This window comes from Shewanella sp. MSW (genome assembly GCF_007636515.1).
In the GTDB taxonomy this organism is placed as follows: domain Bacteria; phylum Pseudomonadota; class Gammaproteobacteria; order Enterobacterales; family Shewanellaceae; genus Shewanella; species Shewanella indica.
In genome coordinates this window covers 34,854-52,166 of record NZ_LVDR01000015.1, presented here as the reverse complement: position 1 = coordinate 52,166, position 17,313 = coordinate 34,854, and the positions used below count along the sequence as shown (strand labels likewise).

Here is a 17,313-nt window from a genome sequence, read left to right as displayed (position 1 = left end):
ATGAAATTGGATATTGCAGTTTATCGCTACAATCCTGATGTAGACACTAAACCCTACATGCAGGATTACAGCCTGGAAGTGGCCGAAGGCACCGATATGATGGTATTGGATGCCCTGCTCAAGCTTAAAGAGCAGGACCCAAGCCTGTCTTTCCGTCGCTCTTGCCGTGAGGGGGTTTGTGGTTCCGACGGCATGAATATGAACGGTAAAAACGGTCTGGCCTGTATCACGCCTGTATCTGCATTCAAGGGCAAGAAGATTGAAATCCGTCCTCTGCCCGGTATGCCTGTGGTGCGTGATTTGGTGGTTGACCTGAGTCAGTTTTACAAGCAATACGAGAAGATCAAGCCGTACCTCATCAATGATGAGAAGAAGCCGGCCCGTGAACATCTGCAGTCACCGGAGGAGCGTGCTCACCTGGATGGTCTGTATGAATGTATCATGTGTGCTTGTTGTTCTACGGCTTGCCCGTCATTCTGGTGGAACCCGGATAAGTTTGTTGGCCCCAGTGGTCTGCTGCATGCCTATCGTTTCTTGATAGACAGCCGAGATACTGCGACCGAGGAGCGTCTGAGCGAGCTGGATGATGCATACAGCGTCTTCCGTTGCCACGGCATTATGAACTGTGTGGATGTTTGTCCGAAAGGCTTGAACCCAACCAAGGCCATCGGACACATCAAGTCCATGTTGCTGAAGCGGGCTGTATAAATGCAAGACGACGAGCTTAATCCAATAATTACATAGGCTCGTGGGGAGTCACTTTCTCTGGGCAGAAAGTGGCTCTTTTGTGTGTAAAGGACTACAAAAGGCCGTAACATCCGGATGTCCCAGGGGCGGCTGAGACCCTGCCAAGGCAGGGAAAATATGGCTAAGCACGTGTATCAAGTTTGAAAGGATAAGAAATGCACCAAGGCAGCATGAAAGCCTGGCTCGAATCATCTCACTTGAGTGGGGCGAACTCGACCTACGTTGAAGAGATGTATGAAGCCTACCAAGAAGACCCCACCTCGGTATCTGACGACTGGCGTGCGGTGTTTGAGCAACTCCCTCCCGTGAACGGTGCCTCTGCTGATGTACCCGAAGCTTCTCACTCCAAGATCCGTGACTATTTTCGCTCCCTCGCACAGGAAGGCCGCAGTAAAGGTACCAGCCGCGTGTCCGATCCTGATGTCGATGCCAAGCAGGTAAAAGTTCTGCAATTGATCAATGCCTACCGTTTCCGTGGTCACCAGAGTGCCAATCTGGACCCGTTGGAACTGTGGAAGCGCGACACAGTTGCCGAATTGGATCCGGCGTTCCACGGCTTGACCAGTGAGGACATGGAGCGGGAATTCAACACAGGTTCTTTTGCTTATGGCGGTGACACCCTGAAATTGGGTGAGCTGGTGAAGGCGCTCAAGGCGACCTATTGCGGCTCTATCGGCGCCGAATATATGCATATCACCGACACCGAAGAGAAACGTTGGATCCAGCAACGTCTCGAACCTTCACTGGGTAAGGGCAGCTATGATAAGGCAGTCAAGACCCGGATCCTTGAAGGATTGAATGCCGCCGAAGGCATGGAAAAGTATTTGGGTGCCAAATTCCCCGGCGCCAAGCGCTTCTCCCTCGAAGGGGGTGATGCACTGGTGCCTATGATGCGCGAAATTATCTATCGTGCCGGTGAAGCGGGTACCAAAGAGATAGTCGTGGGCATGGCTCACCGAGGCCGTCTTAACGTTTTGGTTAACATTCTGGGCAAGCGTCCTGCCGAACTCTTCGATGAGTTTGCCGGCAAGCATCATGAGACGCTGGGTTCAGGGGACGTTAAGTACCATCAGGGCTTCTCTTCCGATTTTGAAACACCAGGTGGCAATGTTCACCTGGCATTGGCGTTTAACCCCTCACATCTGGAAATCGTTAACCCGGTCGTGATGGGCTCGGTGCGCGCCAGACTGGATCGCCGCGGCAGTGAAGATGGCTTGCAGGTAATGCCAATTACCATTCATGGTGACTCGGCCATTGCCGGACAGGGTATTGTGCAAGAGACATTTAACATGTCTCAGACCCGTGGCTTTAAAGTCGGCGGCTCTATCCGCATCGTGGTCAACAACCAGGTGGGCTTTACCACCTCCAACCACCAGGATGTGCGTTCTACCGAATACTGTACCGATATCGCCAAGATGGTGCAGGCGCCAATTTTTCATGTTAATGCCGACGATCCTGAGGCCGTAGCTTTTGTCTCTCAGTTGGCCGTGGATTACCGCAACACCTTTAAGCGTGATGTGGTTATCGAATTGGTATGTTATCGCCGTCACGGCCACAACGAGGCCGATGAGCCCAGTGCGACTCAGCCACTGATGTACGCCAAGATCAAGAAGCACCCAACGCCACGTAAGATCTACGCCGACAAGTTGATTGCCGAGAACAGCATTGCGGCCGACGATGTTACCGCCATGATCAATAACTATCGTGATGCCCTGGATCAAGGGGATTGTGTGGTCAAAGAGTGGCGTCCAATGACGCTGCACACTGTGGACTGGACTCCTTATTTGAACCGCGAATGGGATGAGTCGTTTGAATCCGGTATGACGCTGGAGCGTCTGCAGAATCTGGCCGACAAGATAAGCTATGTACCTGAGAGTCATAAGCTGCACTCACGGGTTGCCAAGATATACAACGACCGCGTTGCGATGGCCAAAGGCGAGAAGCTGATGGACTGGGGCTTTGCCGAGACTCTGGCCTATGCCAGCATCCTCGAGGACAAGCAAAGAGTCAGGATCACCGGGCAGGACTCGGGTCGTGGCACCTTCTTCCATCGCCACGCCGTGCTGCACAACCAGAACGATGGCACGACGTACCTGCCGCTGCGCCATGTGGCGAAAGAGCAGGGCCCTATTGACATCACCGACTCAGTGTTGTCTGAAGCCTCAGTGCTGGCGTTCGAGTACGGTTATGCCACAGCTGAGCCGGGTGGCCTGACTATCTGGGAAGCCCAATTCGGTGACTTTGCCAACTGTGCCCAGGTGGTTATTGACCAGTTCCTGTCATCTGGTGAGCAGAAGTGGGGCCGTCTGTGCGGTTTGACCATGTTGCTGCCACACGGCTATGAAGGTCAGGGGCCTGAGCACTCAAGTGCTCGTCTGGAGCGTTTCTTGCAGCTGTGCGCCAACCACAATATGCAGGTTTGTGTGCCTTCGACTCCGGCTCAGGTCTACCACATGCTGCGTCGTCAGGTGGTGCGTCCAATGCGTCGTCCGCTGGTGGTTATGTCTCCCAAGTCGCTGCTGCGTCATCCGCTGGCAGTGTCTTCCCTGGACGAGCTGGCCAACGGTCAATTCCAGAACGTTATCGGTGAAATCGATACTCTGGATGCCGCCAAGGTTGATCGCGTAGTGTTCTGTAGCGGTAAGGTTTACTACGAGCTGCTGGAGCGTCGCCGCAAAGAGAATATCGATAATGTCGCTTTGGTGCGGGTAGAGCAGTTGTATCCCTTCCCACACGAAGAGATGGCAGTCGCCCTGAAAGATTATCAGCATGTGACCGACTTTGTTTGGTGTCAGGAAGAGCCTCAGAACCAAGGTGCCTGGTATTGCAGCCAGCATCATTTCTGGGCAGCCATTCCAAAAGGTGCCCAGCTCAGCTACGCTGGCCGTGACGCCTCTGCAGCGCCGGCTTGTGGCTATCCTGAGTTGCATACGCATCAGCAGGAATCACTGATCACTAGCGCATTAAAACTGAAGTAATAGAAATTTATACAAAAAGGAAAGCTTTCCATGAGTATCGAAATCAAGGTACCTGTACTGCCCGAATCTGTTGCCGACGCGACTATCGCCACTTGGCACGTTAAGCCTGGTGAGCCGGTTTCCCGTGATCAGAACCTGGTTGATATTGAAACAGATAAAGTGGTGTTGGAAGTTGTAGCACCCGAAGATGGTCAGATCAGCGAACTGCTGTTCCAGGAAGGGGATACCGTCCTGGCCGAACAGGTTATCGCCAACTTCGTCGCCGGCGCTGTTGCCGGTCAGGAAGTGAGCAAAGAGCAGGCTGAAGCCGCAGCCCCTAAGGCTGAAGAAGCCGCGGCAGAAAACAACGATGCCCTGAGCCCATCAGTACGTCGCCTGATAGCCGAACACAACCTGGATGCCGCTAAAATCAAGGGCACAGGTGTGGGTGGCCGTATCACCAAAGAAGACGTGGAAGCCTTTGTTAAGTCAGGCTCTGCCAAGCCGGCTGCAGCTGCTGCCACAGCACCTGTGACCCTGGCGGGCGATCGCAGCGAGAAACGCGTACCTATGACGCGTCTGCGCAAGACTATCGCCACTCGTCTGCTGGAAGCCAAGAACTCCACCGCCATGCTGACCACCTTCAACGAGGTCAACATGAAGCCTATCATGGACATCCGTAAGAAGTATCAGGAAGTCTTTGAGAAGAAGCACGGCATCCGTCTTGGCTTTATGTCTTTCTACGTGAAAGCAGTAACCGAAGCGCTGAAGCGTTATCCAGAAGTCAACGCTTCTATCGATGGCAGCGACATCCTGTACCACAACTACTTCGATGTCAGCATCGCCGTTTCCACGCCTCGTGGCCTGGTAACGCCTGTGCTGCGCGACACAGATACCATGAGCCTGGCCGATATCGAGAAAGCGGTTCGCGAACTGGCTATTAAAGGTCGTGACGGCAAGCTGACAGTGGAAGATATGACAGGTGGTAACTTCACTGTGACCAACGGCGGTGTGTTTGGCTCTTTGATGTCGACGCCTATTCTGAACCTGCCACAGAGCGCAATCCTCGGCATGCATGCCATCAAGGACCGCCCAATGGCAGTCAATGGTCAGGTGGAAATCCTGCCCATGATGTACCTTGCTCTCTCATATGACCATCGCATCATTGATGGTCGTGAGTCAGTTGGCTTCCTGGTGACTATTAAGGATCTGCTGGAAGACCCAACTCGTCTGCTGCTGGACTTGTAAGCGCCGCCAGACAATAACCTCGTGACTGGCCCCTCGGGGCCGGTTGGATTTAAAACGTAGTATACGGATAGATCATCATGAATTTGCATGAGTATCAGGCAAAAGCCCTATTTGCCGAATATGGTTTACCAGTGTCAGAAGGCTATGCTTGTGACACAGCTCAGGAAGCTGTTGAAGCAGCCGGTCGCATTGGCGGAAACATGTGGGTAGTCAAGTGCCAGGTGCACGCTGGTGGCCGCGGTAAAGCAGGTGGCGTTAAAGTCACTGGCGACAAAGAAGAGATCAGAGCCTTTGCCGAACATTGGCTGGGCAAGAATCTGGTCACTTATCAGACTGATGAAAAAGGTCAGCCGGTTGCCAAGATCCTGGTTGAAAGCTGCACTGATATCGCCAACGAACTCTATCTGGGTGCCGTTGTCGACCGTGGCACTCGCCGCGTCGTGTTTATGGCTTCTACCGAAGGTGGTGTGGAAATCGAAAAGGTGGCCGAAGAGACCCCTGAGCTGATCCACAAAGCCATTATCGACCCTATCACAGGTCCTCAGCCTTTCCAGGCGCGTGACCTTGGCTTTAAGCTGGGTCTGAACCCAACTCAAATCAAGCAGTTCACCAAGATCTTCATGGGTCTGGCGACCATGTTCCTGGAGCATGACTTTGCCCTGCTGGAGATCAACCCTCTGGTGATCACCACAGAAGGCAACCTGCACTGCCTGGACGGCAAGATTGGCGTAGATGGTAACGCTCTGTTCCGTCAGCCAAAGATCAAAGACATGCATGATCCTTCACAAGACGACCCACGTGAAGCCCACGCAGCCAAGTTCGAACTGAACTATGTGGCTCTGGACGGTAACGTAGGTTGCATGGTAAACGGTGCCGGTCTGGCCATGGGTACCATGGATATCGTTAACCTGCATGGCGGCAAGCCAGCCAACTTCCTCGACGTAGGTGGCGGCGCGACCAAAGAACGTGTTGCCGAAGCCTTCAAGATCATTCTGTCTGACAGCAATGTGAAGGCCGTTCTGGTGAACATTTTCGGTGGTATCGTGCGTTGTGACATGATCGCCGAAGGTATTATCGGTGCAGTGAAAGAAGTCGGTGTGAAAGTGCCTGTGGTTGTGCGTCTGGAAGGTACCAACGCCGAGCTGGGCTCTAAAGTACTCGCCGAATCAGGTTTGGATATCATTGCTGCGACAAGTCTGACCGACGCTGCTCAGCAAGTAGTTAAAGCTGCGGAGGGCAAATAATGTCTGTTTTAATCAACAAAGATACCAAGGTTATCTGCCAGGGTTTCACCGGTGGTCAGGGGACTTTTCATTCTGAGCAGGCGATTGCCTACGGTACTCAGATGGTCGGCGGTGTGTCTCCTGGTAAAGGCGGCACCACTCACTTGGGCTTGCCAGTATTCAACACAGTGAAAGACGCTGTTGCCGCCACCGGCGCCACTGCATCTGTTATCTATGTTCCTGCGCCTTTCTGTAAAGATGCTATCCTGGAAGCCATAGATGGCGGTATCGAGCTTATCGTTTGTATTACCGAAGGTATTCCGACGCTGGATATGCTGCAGGTAAAAGTGAAGCTGGAAGAAACCGGCGTGCGCATGATAGGTCCTAACTGCCCAGGTGTTATCACCCCCGGCGAATGTAAAATAGGCATCATGCCAGGTCACATCCACAAGCCAGGTAAAGTGGGTATCGTTTCCCGCAGCGGTACTCTGACTTACGAAGCCGTTAAGCAGACTACTGACGAAGGTTTCGGCCAGTCTACCTGTGTGGGCATTGGTGGTGACCCGATCCCTGGTACCAACTTCATCGACGTACTGGAAATGTTCCAGAACGATCCTCAGACCGAGGCCATAGTGATGATAGGTGAAATCGGCGGTACTGCCGAAGAAGAAGCGGCGGCTTACATCAAGGCCAACGTTACCAAGCCAGTGGTCTCTTATATTGCCGGTGTGACTGCGCCAGCAGGTAAGCGTATGGGCCATGCAGGCGCCATCATTGCCGGTGGTAAGGGTACTGCTGCCGACAAGTTCGCCGCTCTGGAAGCAGCGGGCGTGACTACCGTACGCTCGCTGGCCGAAATCGGCAGCGCGCTGCGTGAGAAAACCGGCTGGTAAGCACAGTCGTTAAGCTCACAAAAGGCGCCGCGAGGCGCCTTTTTTATTGGCTGCTGTGATGAAGCTCTGATGCCTCCGGCTGGATATTTGATTGGGAAAAGGTTAGATTGGGGCTTGGCTATTCCTTCGGGGAGTCTTGGTGCATTAATGTGCTAAAAATATAAAAAATTCAAATTGTTATTAATCATCTCTCTTGGGGTTGTCGCTTTGTTGTTATCCGGAGCCGAGTCGTGGGTTGCGCCAAGACAGCCACTGACGCGGGTATCCGAGCCAACTCAGAGGGTTTGATTTCGTGTTAACACCATTTCAGCGCCGTATTGGTTCGCCCGATGCGGCGCTGAAGTGCAATTCGGGGGCGAAAGCGTTCGAAGATCAAGCTGAATTTGTCTGAAACGCCTGTCAGGCGATTTTCAGCGATTGGGTATTGGCGTCAACCCTCAATGGGGGAAGGGATGACCCGATGTGGGGCCGCTCAGGCGGCTTTTCTGAAAAGTAGAGGATTGCTGTGAGTACACAACCTAATATAGTAATTTCTGAAGTGGATATGGATCGCCTGGAGCGTTTGCTGGAGTCATTGCCGGCGAATGCCTTTCCCGGCCATCAAGCACTCGAGGCTGAACTGGAGCGGGCAGAAATCAGGCCATCCAAGGAGATGCCGGATAATGTAGTAACCATGAACTCTGAAGTCCGTTTTCGTATGTCCTCTTCAAATGAAGAGTTCACCTTGCGCCTGGTTTATCCAAAAGATGCCGATGGCAGCGCCGGTAAAATTTCGATTCTGGCACCTGTTGGCGGCGCCTTGTTGGGCTTGGCCCAGGGAGATGAAATCGAATGGCCGGGTCCCGGTGGTGGCATGGTGAAAGTGCGGATTGAAGAGATCATCTATCAACCGGAACGTTCTGGTGATTTTCACCGCTAGGCACCGGAGCCGGTAAGGCTTTGGACGGATACGAGAGTGATTGTTCTTCAGGTCACTCGGAATGTACCAACGACAGGGAAAGGAGATAAAGATGAAGCAGTACTTTGTCCACAATGGTTTTTCTGCCGGCAGCGGTAAATTACCGGCGGATCCACAGTTGATCAGTGAACATGATGCCGACAAGCTGATGCAGTTTGCCGGTCTGGAGCCCAAGCATGTGGGTAATCTGACGCCTCCGGCGCAGTTCGCCGAAGAGGGAGATTGGTTATTTCGGCTTTTCGCCAATAACCGTTTTCTTTGTTATGCGGACCCGATGCTTTTCAGTCATGCCTGCCCAAGGAAGAAGGGTGAGCCTTTGGCTTTGAATTGGTAATTTCAAGATTACCGACAATAAAAAACCAGCGCTTGGCGCTGGTTTTTTTAATTATCACTCTTGGCCGTGATCGCACTTGTCGTTGGTGCAGACGCCATAGAGGTAGAGGCTGTGATTGGTGAGCTTGATATTGTGTCGCATGGCAATTTCATGCTGACGACGCTCGATAAGGTCATCAGAAAACTCGATCACTTTGCCACAGCTCAGGCACACCAGGTGATCATGATGATGTTGGGTGGAGAGTTCAAATACGGCTTTGCCACTTTCGAAGTGGTGGCGGCTGACAATGCCGGCATCGTCAAACTGATTTAATACCCGATAAACAGTAGCCAAACCTATCTCTTCGCCGATATCCAGCAATTTCTTATATAAGTCTTCGGCACTGATATGCTGGTTTTCCGGTTCTTGCATCAGCTCCAGGATTTTGACTCGTGGCAGGGTGATTTTCAAACCCGCTTTCTTCAGCGCTTGATTTCCATCTGTCATGGCTAATCTCTTGATTGCAGAACCCTTGGTATTACACATAGGTTCGTCCGTGGATAATAGACCCCATTATATGTGTACTGTTCTAAAACTTAAACCTCTGATCCGGCTTTTGGTACTTCTGTGGGGTAACTTAGCTATAATCGGCATAATTTTGAATAAAAACAAGCAATTTAAGCATACATTTTGTATGGTTATACCAAGGCATAATTGCGCTGTTGAGTCGCTATTGGCAGGATGGCAGAAAAACAAAAGGATACCAGATGCATCGTCGAATCGTGATTTTAACCGGCGCCGGGATCTCTGCCGAGTCCGGTTTACGTACCTTCAGGGATCAAGATGGCCTGTGGGAAGAACATCATATCGAGGATGTGGCGACTCCTGAAGGTTATGAACGTGACCCTGAGCTGGTTGAACGTTTTTACAATGGTCGTTGGCAACAACTGCATTCGGGCAATATAGAACCCAACGCTGCTCATACGGCGCTCTCTCGCCTTGAGCAAGAGTTTGAGGGGGAGCTGCTTATTGTCACCCAAAACATAGACGATCTGCACGAGAGAGCAGGCTCCAGGCGCTTGCTGCATATGCACGGCGAGCTTTCCAAAGGGCGTTGTCCGCGCTCCCGGCAAACTTTTACATTGCACGAACCCTTCGGGCCTGAGAATACCTGCACTTGCTGTATTCCAGCTCAGCGTTTGCGGCCTCACGTGGTTTGGTTCGGTGAAATGCCTCTGGGAATGGATAGAATTCACGATGCGCTGGATCACTGCGATCTCTTCATTGCCATTGGCACCTCTGGCACTGTCTATCCCGCTGCCGGTTTTGTCGATAGCGCCAATCACCATGGTGCGCTCACCGTTGAGGTCAATCTGATGCCGGCAGACAGACACAGCCAGTTTCAGATCCATTTACAAGGAAAGGCCAGTGAGATGGTAGCGCCACTGGTGGAGCGTATTCTTGCGGGTCAGTCTATCTGTAACCAAACCGGGCATAACTGATGCCTGAGCCACGTACTATCGATGGTAACAGTCGCTTGGCGATCATAATGCGCGGTCTGCCGGGTAGCGGCAAATCCTACTGGGTTCGTCAGTTTATCCAGGAACTATCTGTAGAGCTTGTACAGTGTATTACTGAGAAGGGCCTTTGCTCAACCGACCGTTTCTTTTATCGAAATGACCGTTATTGTTTCGATGCTGCGCGTTTGGCGGAATTTCATCAACTCAATCTGAGTCGTTTCATCGAGGCATTGGCAACCGGGGTGCCTGTGGTTATCTGTGATAATACCAACATGGCGCTGTGGGAGTTCGCTGCCTATCAAGCGGCTGCGAAGGCTTTGGGTTACCGAGTGCATATTCAGCAGATTGGTGATGTGCGTTGCAAAACACATCTGCAAGAGTGTGCCGAGCGAAATAAACATGGTGTCAGTCTTAAATCCATTCAAAGAATGGCCAGCCAATTTCAGACAATTGAAAAATAACTTCTTGGCGGGAATTAAAATATCTGGTTTCAGAAATTGCAATATATCGGTATAAAATGGTTCTACTAAAGAAATAGCCGAGTTGACTTTTATTTAAAACAAAGACAGTCGTTAATATTGTTTTTATTTTTAAGGTTATTTTAATAATAGTATTAGTGTTAATTTGTTTCCTTGTTATATCTTGTGTCTTTGCTCACTCTTTTATTTTATTTTTGGTCATAATATCTTCACGGGTCAGGATAGACCCATTAATCATTATTATAACTTTCGCTTGAGTTTCGGGAGTCGAGGTTGTTCGCCATAAAACAAAGGCTGAGCAAACAGTATGCCTGTGCTTGGGTAGGAGAGAAAGATGACCATATTTAAAAAGAAAAGAGTTGCTTTGATGGTGATGGCAATACTGCTTGCAGGCTGCAGTGATGGTGATGATGGCCGAGATGGTGCGCCTGGTGAGCCAGGTAAACCGGGGGAACCGGGAAAACCCGGGACGAATCCTCCAGTAACCCAATCGGTTGAAACCCAAGTTAAAGTGATTAATTATACTTTGGGTGAGGGGACAATTACCTACGAGTTTGAAGTGACGGATGAAAATGGTAATTTAATTAATGACCTTACCAATGTTCAGGCCAAAGTGGCTGCTTTGACTGCCAAAGGTTTTATTCTCAATCGGGATGAAAATCCAATTAATAATGTAGAGGACAATGTTCATGTCGGCGGCGCGGTAACTCAGGCAACAGAAGGTGCCAAGTTAACTCAAGTAGATGATGGACATTATATATTTGAAGCGCCGATGGCAGGTGTTAATGCTGCCACTGAAGGCATTGTTTGGCTGCGTGTTGGCGGTAATGATGCCATTGCCCGTTCAAAGGCATTGGTTGTCAATAAGCCGGAGGGTCAATTCAGTACTACCACAGAAGCCTGTTATGCCTGTCACGTGGACTACTCCCAGAGCCCACGTCGTCACGCCGGCTATGTGGCTGAAGGCATGGACGGTGAAGTAGATTTTATTGCCGGCTGTTTGGTTTGTCATGGCTCAGTCAGCAAAACAGTGACCAACGATGAGGGATTCTCTATCGGTGGTTATGCCAGCAATACCTTATCCAGGATAGGTCATATCAATCACAGGGAGTTCAGCAAAGACTTCAGCGTGCTCAACTGCAGCAGTTGTCATACAGATGCGCCTATTAACAGCAACTTTACCGGCCCTGGTTGTATCGATTGCCATGGTAAAGAAGGAACCCCGATAGGCGATATAGTGCCTTCAAATGGCCTGGATTTCCGTGAGCTGCATGAGCAGAAGGTGGGGATCACCAAGTTGCAAGCGCTGCGAGCGGCTTACACAGTTGAACTTTCTACTCCTGAATCCGATGGTGCCGGTGGTTGGTGTTCTACCATCAGTGTCAAGGATAAAGAGGGTAATCTGGTCAATATCGGCAACAACTATAATGCCGACCCTGCCGACGCCGGTTATGTTGCCGCCAAGCCGATAGTCTATGCCGGCGCATATCTGCATGCCTATGACAACCATGGCCTGGTGGGCCGCCCGGGCGCCCGTAACTCAGAAACCAAGACGGACAATGCCGATGGTACCCGCACTGTGTGTTATGCGGCGGCCAACATAGCCGCAGGTTATGAGAATGCCGGTTATATGTTCTCGGCGCGGGTGACTTTCTCCAGCGAAGGTTGGCAGTACTATGATGGCAAGGTACGTGGTCAAACTCGCGATCGCATTCGTGCCAATGGCTATGACGGCTCCATGGGGGTCTCCTTCACAGCTTACTCAGATGTCGTCAATCCGGCCGATGGCAGCAAGATCTCCGGCTTTGATCGGCGTCAGGTGGTGGCCGACAGCAGCTGCATTACCTGTCATAACGATGTGACTGCCTTCCACAAGAACGGTGAGTTCGATAACGGTGGTAAGGGTTGTATTGCTTGTCACGGCAACGGAATGGCCCGTACCAGTGCCGATTATGGTGCCGGCTTCGGTCCCATGATCCACAGCTGGCACTGGGGTAAGGGGGCAACCGTCGGTGAAGTGGCTCAGGATGCCGATGGTAACTGGAGTCAGACAGGAAAAGCCAACGGCGCCGCAGCGATTGCACCGGCCAGCAGTTGTGTGGCCTGTCACCAGGATGGCCTGTCGCTGGCCGCTGTGCCCAACCAGTATATTCTGGAGCCCGGCAGCAAGATGACCAGCCCGGTCACCGCAAACTGTTATGCCTGCCACACCAGTGATTCAGCCAAGGCACACATGAGCCAGAACGGCGGTGATATCAGCGTGGATATTCCGGCGGTTGAGTGGTTCAAGCAGCCAAGTGCCGAATCCTGTGCGACTTGTCATGACACAGGCAGAACCTTTGGTATCGATAAGTACCATAAGTTCTAATTAGCGTTTTATTGAGTAAACATTCCCTGCAAGGCTTGGTTTACCTCAAGACAAAGCGGCTCATTTGAGCCGCTTTTTTTGCTGTCCAGAGTAGAGTTGAGGTGTAGCGGGCTCAGCCGTGACTGACGAAGGCGCTGTCATCTTGATTTTGCTTGCTCGTCAGTGCGGCCACTTCCAGCATGGCCCGGCTCAGGCAGCTCAGCTCTTCTGCGCTGATACCATAGGGCGGCATGATATAGATGAGTTTACCAAAGGGGCGGATCCACACGCCGCGGGCAACAAATTCGGCCTGCAGCGCGGCGGTATTGACCTGTCTGTGCATCTCCAGTACGCCGACGGCGCCAAGCACCCGTACTGCTTTGACTTCCGGCAGTGCTGCTGCCGGTGCCAGTTCCTGTTTAAGCTGAGTTTCAATGGCCTTGACCTGAGCTTGCCACTCACCGTTTGCCAGCAGGGCCAGGCTGGCGCGGGCAGCACTACAGGCCAGAGGATTGGCCATAAAGGTCGGCCCATGCATAAATACGCCGGCAGGGGAGCTGTCTATGCCGGCCGCCACTTTATCGCTGCACAGCGTCGCCGCCAGACTGATATAGCCGCCGGTGAGCGCCTTACCGACACACATGATGTCCGGCGCTATGTCGGCGTGTTCGCAGGCAAACAGCTTACCGGTGCGGCCAAAACCTGTGGCGATTTCATCCAGGATCAGCAGTACATCGTACTTGTCGCACAGGGCTCTTGCTGCCTTGAGATAGTCGGCGCTGTAAAACCACATGCCACCGGCACCTTGCATTATGGGTTCGAGGATCAGCGCGGCGGTTTGTTTGCCGTGTTCGGCCAGCATGGCCTCGAGTCCGGCGATGTCATCTGCTTTAGCGGCTTCACCGAAGGGTGTACTCGGCGCCGGGGCAAACAGTTGCCGGGCCACATTGTCACCAAACATGGTGTGCATGCCGCCCTCCGGGTCGCAGACGCTCATGGCGGCGAATGTGTCGCCATGGTAGCCCTGCTTGACCGTCATGATGCGGTTTTTTTCTGTCTTGTTTTGTCCTTGCCAGTATTGCAGTGCCATCTTCAGCGCCACCTCCACCGCAATGGAGCCTGAGTCAGCCAGGAACACCTTGGTCAATGGCTCCGGGGTAATAGTGATGAGTTGGCGACACAGTTCTATGGCGCTCTCATGGGTGATCCCTCCGAACATCACATGGCTCAGGCGTTTGAGTTGCTCTTCCATGGCGCTGAGAATTGCCGGGTGGCTGTAACCATGGACGCAGGCCCACCAGGAACTGGTGCCGTCGATGAGCTCGCGACCATCCTCCAGCGTCAGGCGTACGCCCTTGGCGGCTTTGACCCCATAAACGGGTAGGGTGTGGCTCATGGAAGTGTAAGGATGCCAGATATGCTGACGGTCAAAACGATAATCTATGCTCATATATTAACCAAAGGTAAACCTGTGCAACTGGTTGGCGTTGACAGTGAGAGTGTCGCGGGTATGCTAACGAAAATAATTCAGGCCTTCAAGCAGCCAACTGAACCCGGAGCCCGATGGATTAATCGGCAAAATCGGCTTCAGCAACAAATAGATCAGACTCAGGTAACACAGAATATGTCCAATACAGAGCTGCGCCATGACTGGCGCCGCGAAGAGGTTGAAGCCCTCTTTGCCCTGCCGATGAATGATTTGTTGTTTCGTGCCCACAGCGTGCACAGAACCCATTTCAATCCCAATGAAGTTCAGGTCAGTCGTCTGTTGTCAATCAAGACGGGGGCCTGTCCGGAAGACTGTAAATATTGTCCCCAGAGCGCCCGCTACGACACAGGGTTGGAAAAAGAGCGTCTGCTGGAGATGGAAAAGGTACTGACAGAGGCCAGAAGTGCCAAGGCAGCCGGGGCGACCCGCTTCTGCATGGGAGCCGCCTGGCGTAACCCCCATGAGCGCGATATGCCTTATCTCAAGCAGATGGTGCAGGAGGTTAAATCCCTGGGAATGGAAACCTGTATGACTCTGGGTATGCTCAGCGAAAACCAGGCCAACGAGCTGGCCGAAGCCGGGCTGGATTACTACAACCATAACTTGGATACCTCGCCGGAATACTATGGTGACATCATCACCACCCGCACCTATCAGCAGCGGTTGGACACCCTGGCCAATGTGCGCGCCGCCGGTATGAAGGTGTGCTCCGGCGGGATTGTCGGCATGGGCGAGCAGGCCACCGACAGGGCGGGTTTGCTGCAGCAATTGGCCAATCTGGAGCAACATCCCGACTCTGTGCCTATCAATATGTTGGTCAAGGTGGCCGGTACGCCGCTGGATAGCCTGGACGACCTGGATCCACTGGAGTTTGTGCGCACCATAGCCGTGGCCAGAATCATGATGCCTTTGTCGCGGGTTCGCTTGTCGGCCGGGCGTGAAAATATGACAGATGAGCTGCAGGCCATGTGTTTCTTTGCCGGGGCCAACTCGATTTTCTATGGGTGCAAGCTGTTGACCACCGCCAACCCGGAAGAAAATGACGATATGAGCCTGTTCCGCCGTCTGGGATTGACCCCGGAGCAAGGCAAGGCCGCCACGGTCGAGGAAGAGGGCGCCGAAATAGCCCGCGTTGCGGCCAAGGCAGAGGCTATCAATAACAAGGCTCAGGGACAGTTTTACGACGCCGGAGCCCTGTAACTTGACCTCATTGCTGGACAAAATGGCCCACCGCCGTGAGGAGCTTGCGCGCGGCGGCTTGCTCAGGCAAAGGCGCTGCTTCGCTGCAGCGCCTGGCCGTGAGCGACTATTGCATCCTGTTGCCCATGCAACAGATAGTGGCAAACCATTGCTGGATTTTGCCGCCAATGATTATCTGGGCCTGGCCCGTCATCCCAAGGTCATCTCTGCGCTTGCCAAGGGGGCAACTCTCTATGGCTGCGGCAGCGGCGCTTCACCTCTGGTTTCAGGTTACAGCGAGGCGCATCTCAAGCTGGAACAAGGTCTGTGCCGGGCACTCGGTGCAGAAGCGGCGTTACTGTTCAGTTGTGGTTTTGCCGCCAACACTGCGCTGATGAAAACCCTGTTTAGCGCCGAAGATACAGTGATTGCCGACAAATTGGTGCACGCCTCCATGATAGATGGCCTGCGTGACTCAAAGGCCAAAATACGGCGTTTTGCCCATAACGATATGGCGGCCGCCACAACGCTTTTGGCCCGGCATCCCGGCAGCGCTGTGCTCACCGAAACCGTGTTCAGCATGGATGGCGACAGGGCGCCGCTTGGTAAATTGAGCCACTTGTGCCAAGAGCACTGCAGCCCGCTTATTCTCGATGATGCCCACGGCTTCGGCCTATTTGAGTCTTCACCCTTGCCGGTATTTGCCCGCTTGGTGACATTTGGCAAGGCGCTCGGTGGTCAGGGCGCGGCGATTGTGGGCTCGCAGGAATTGATAGACTATCTGGTGGCCAATGCCCGTGAATACATCTATTCCACCGCGCTGTCACCGGCCTGCTGTATGGGCGTACTCGAGGCTCTGGAGCTGATCCTGCAAGAGCCCTTGCTCGAGCGCCTCAACGCCAATATCGCTTTGTTTCGCCGCAGCTGCCAAGCGGCGGGGATCTCCTTGATGCCATCTGAGTCGCCAATTCAACCTCTGTTGGTGGGAGAGAGTGGCAGGTGTATGGCGCTTGCGGCAAGGCTTTTGGAACGCGGCTTCCTGGTGGGGGCGATTCGGCCCCCCACAGTCCCCCAAGGCAGTGCCAGACTGCGTATTACCCTGAGCGCCGAGCACAGGGAGCAGGATATACTGGCCTTGGCCTCGGCACTGGCGGAGCTGATGGCATGAGCAACATGAGTCATGAGCCTCTGGCTAGTCACGCAGGCCTGGTGCAATCCGTGCCGCTTGGTGACGTCGCCGGGCGCTTTTCCAAGGCGGCAAGCGCTTATGAGCGCCACAATAAGGTGCAGCGTCTGACGGCCGAAGCCTTACTTGACTGGAACGATTGCCTACACTCAGGAAAACTGCTGGATATAGGTGCAGGTCCGGGCACGGCTTTTGCCACGCTCGGCCCCCAAAGCGTGACCGCCCTGGATATCGCCAGCGGAATGCTCAAGCAGCTGAAGGGAAACTTCCCCTATTATCAGGCTGTTTGTGGCGATGCCGAGCAGCTTCCCTTTGGCGACAACAGCTTTGATGCGGTTTATTCCAATCTGGCGCTGCAGTGGTGCGGCGATATTCCGGCCGCCTTGGCAGAGATTTTTCGGGTTATGCGCCCGGGCGGCTCGGCGCGCCTTGCCATAGTAGCCCGCGGCAGTTTGCCCGAATTACAGACGCTGGGGCTGCGAGTCAAGGCGTTTGCAGCCGAGGATATGTTGGCGCAAGCGCTGGGCCAGCATCCCTGGCAGAGCTTGCACACGCAAAGCCGCACCTTCCAGTGCCACTTTGCCAATCTCAGGGAATTGCTTTACTCCATCAAGGGGGTCGGCGCTTCAGTCGGCGCCGACAAAAACTCAGGCGCCGGGCTCAAGGGAAAGGGTTTTTGGCATACACTTAACGGGCAGGCCGAGGTCCTTAGAACGGACAAGGGATTGCCGCTGACATACAGGATAGTAATGGTTCAGGCTCGAAAATAACCAT

Annotated in this window: 15 protein-coding genes; 13 read left to right on the top strand and 2 right to left on the bottom strand. The window is 53.1% G+C overall.

Annotation, left to right across the window (positions count from 1 at the left end):
• The 7 genes from AYI96_RS15500 (at position 1) to AYI96_RS15470 (ending at position 8,360) form a co-directional block, all read left to right on the top strand.
• Complete coding sequence (locus AYI96_RS15500) at positions 1 to 708, top strand: succinate dehydrogenase iron-sulfur subunit (RefSeq protein WP_039032724.1); 708 nt, start codon at positions 1 to 3, stop codon at positions 706 to 708.
• 194 nt (positions 709 to 902) lie between these two features.
• Complete coding sequence (gene sucA / locus AYI96_RS15495; RefSeq protein ID WP_039032725.1) at positions 903 to 3,725, top strand: 2-oxoglutarate dehydrogenase E1 component; 2,823 nt, start codon at positions 903 to 905, stop codon at positions 3,723 to 3,725.
• Between the two features lie 30 nt (positions 3,726 to 3,755).
• Positions 3,756 to 4,952, top strand: coding sequence for a 2-oxoglutarate dehydrogenase complex dihydrolipoyllysine-residue succinyltransferase (gene odhB, locus AYI96_RS15490; protein WP_039032726.1), 1,197 nt, complete (start codon positions 3,756 to 3,758; stop codon positions 4,950 to 4,952).
• A 77-nt stretch (positions 4,953 to 5,029) separates the two neighbouring features.
• The gene (gene sucC, locus AYI96_RS15485) at positions 5,030 to 6,196 is read left to right on the top strand and encodes an ADP-forming succinate--CoA ligase subunit beta (protein ID WP_039032727.1); all 1,167 of its coding nucleotides are present in this window, start codon (positions 5,030 to 5,032) and stop codon (positions 6,194 to 6,196) included.
• Positions 6,196 to 7,068, top strand: coding sequence for a succinate--CoA ligase subunit alpha (gene sucD, locus AYI96_RS15480; RefSeq protein WP_025011011.1), 873 nt, complete (start codon positions 6,196 to 6,198; stop codon positions 7,066 to 7,068). Before sucC ends, sucD begins: the two co-directional genes overlap by 1 nt.
• 505 nt (positions 7,069 to 7,573) lie before the next feature.
• Positions 7,574 to 7,987, top strand: a complete 414-nt coding sequence (rnk, locus tag AYI96_RS15475) for a nucleoside diphosphate kinase regulator (RefSeq protein WP_039032728.1) — start codon at positions 7,574 to 7,576, stop codon at positions 7,985 to 7,987.
• 91 nt (positions 7,988 to 8,078) lie between these two features.
• Positions 8,079 to 8,360 carry a hypothetical protein gene (locus AYI96_RS15470; protein ID WP_039032729.1) on the top strand — a complete coding sequence of 94 codons (282 nt, stop codon included), beginning with the start codon at positions 8,079 to 8,081 and terminating at the stop codon, positions 8,358 to 8,360.
• Positions 8,361 to 8,414: 54 nt separating this feature from the next.
• On the opposite strand, the gene fur is transcribed toward AYI96_RS15470, so the two are convergent.
• A complete protein-coding gene (fur, locus tag AYI96_RS15465; protein WP_025011008.1) occupies positions 8,415 to 8,846 on the bottom strand; it encodes a ferric iron uptake transcriptional regulator in 432 nt (143 codons plus the stop codon).
• Between the two features lie 260 nt (positions 8,847 to 9,106).
• Here fur and cobB point away from each other — a divergent pair, with 260 nt between their 5' ends.
• The 3 genes from cobB to AYI96_RS15450 all read left to right on the top strand — a co-directional run bounded on the left by cobB (position 9,107) and on the right by AYI96_RS15450 (position 12,706).
• On the top strand, positions 9,107 to 9,841 hold the full coding sequence (gene cobB, locus AYI96_RS15460) for a Sir2 family NAD+-dependent deacetylase (protein ID WP_039032730.1): 735 nt from the start codon (positions 9,107 to 9,109) through the stop codon (positions 9,839 to 9,841).
• A complete protein-coding gene (locus tag AYI96_RS15455) occupies positions 9,841 to 10,320 on the top strand; it encodes an AAA family ATPase (RefSeq protein WP_039032731.1) in 480 nt (159 codons plus the stop codon). The genes cobB and AYI96_RS15455 overlap by 1 nt, the downstream gene beginning before the upstream one ends.
• Positions 10,321 to 10,672: 352 nt before the next feature.
• A complete protein-coding gene (locus AYI96_RS15450; RefSeq protein WP_039032732.1) occupies positions 10,673 to 12,706 on the top strand; it encodes a multiheme c-type cytochrome in 2,034 nt (677 codons plus the stop codon).
• A 112-nt stretch (positions 12,707 to 12,818) separates the two neighbouring features.
• Here the strand turns inward: AYI96_RS15450 and bioA are convergent, their stop codons facing one another.
• Positions 12,819 to 14,135, bottom strand: a complete 1,317-nt coding sequence (gene bioA / locus AYI96_RS15445; RefSeq protein ID WP_039032733.1) for an adenosylmethionine--8-amino-7-oxononanoate transaminase — start codon at positions 14,133 to 14,135, stop codon at positions 12,819 to 12,821.
• A 174-nt stretch (positions 14,136 to 14,309) separates the two neighbouring features.
• On the opposite strand from bioA, the gene bioB reads away from it, so the two are divergent.
• The 3 genes from bioB to AYI96_RS15430 are packed head-to-tail and all read left to right on the top strand — an operon-like array spanning position 14,310 to position 17,309.
• Entirely contained in the window at positions 14,310 to 15,374 is a 1,065-nt protein-coding gene (gene bioB / locus AYI96_RS15440; protein ID WP_039032871.1) for a biotin synthase BioB, read from the top strand.
• A 1-nt stretch (position 15,375) separates the two neighbouring features.
• Positions 15,376 to 16,521, top strand: coding sequence for an aminotransferase class I/II-fold pyridoxal phosphate-dependent enzyme (locus AYI96_RS15435; RefSeq protein ID WP_039032734.1), 1,146 nt, complete (start codon positions 15,376 to 15,378; stop codon positions 16,519 to 16,521).
• Entirely contained in the window at positions 16,518 to 17,309 is a 792-nt protein-coding gene (locus AYI96_RS15430; RefSeq protein ID WP_039032735.1) for a methyltransferase domain-containing protein, read from the top strand. Before AYI96_RS15435 ends, AYI96_RS15430 begins: the two co-directional genes overlap by 4 nt.
• Positions 17,310 to 17,313: the final 4 nt, after the last annotated feature.

Coding starts and splice junctions, on each gene's coding strand:
- AYI96_RS15500 (WP_039032724.1), top strand. CDS start 1: ATGAAATTGGATATTGCAGTTTATCGCTACAATCCTGATGTAGACACT.
- sucA (WP_039032725.1), top strand. CDS start 903: ATGCACCAAGGCAGCATGAAAGCCTGGCTCGAATCATCTCACTTGAGT.
- odhB (WP_039032726.1), top strand. CDS start 3,756: ATGAGTATCGAAATCAAGGTACCTGTACTGCCCGAATCTGTTGCCGAC.
- sucC (WP_039032727.1), top strand. CDS start 5,030: ATGAATTTGCATGAGTATCAGGCAAAAGCCCTATTTGCCGAATATGGT.
- sucD (WP_025011011.1), top strand. CDS start 6,196: ATGTCTGTTTTAATCAACAAAGATACCAAGGTTATCTGCCAGGGTTTC.
- AYI96_RS15470 (WP_039032729.1), top strand. CDS start 8,079: ATGAAGCAGTACTTTGTCCACAATGGTTTTTCTGCCGGCAGCGGTAAA.
- fur (WP_025011008.1), bottom strand. CDS start 8,846: ATGACAGATGGAAATCAAGCGCTGAAGAAAGCGGGTTTGAAAATCACC.
- cobB (WP_039032730.1), top strand. CDS start 9,107: ATGCATCGTCGAATCGTGATTTTAACCGGCGCCGGGATCTCTGCCGAG.
- AYI96_RS15455 (WP_039032731.1), top strand. CDS start 9,841: ATGCCTGAGCCACGTACTATCGATGGTAACAGTCGCTTGGCGATCATA.
- AYI96_RS15450 (WP_039032732.1), top strand. CDS start 10,673: ATGACCATATTTAAAAAGAAAAGAGTTGCTTTGATGGTGATGGCAATA.
- bioA (WP_039032733.1), bottom strand. CDS start 14,135: ATGAGCATAGATTATCGTTTTGACCGTCAGCATATCTGGCATCCTTAC.
- bioB (WP_039032871.1), top strand. CDS start 14,310: ATGTCCAATACAGAGCTGCGCCATGACTGGCGCCGCGAAGAGGTTGAA.
- AYI96_RS15430 (WP_039032735.1), top strand. CDS start 16,518: ATGAGCAACATGAGTCATGAGCCTCTGGCTAGTCACGCAGGCCTGGTG.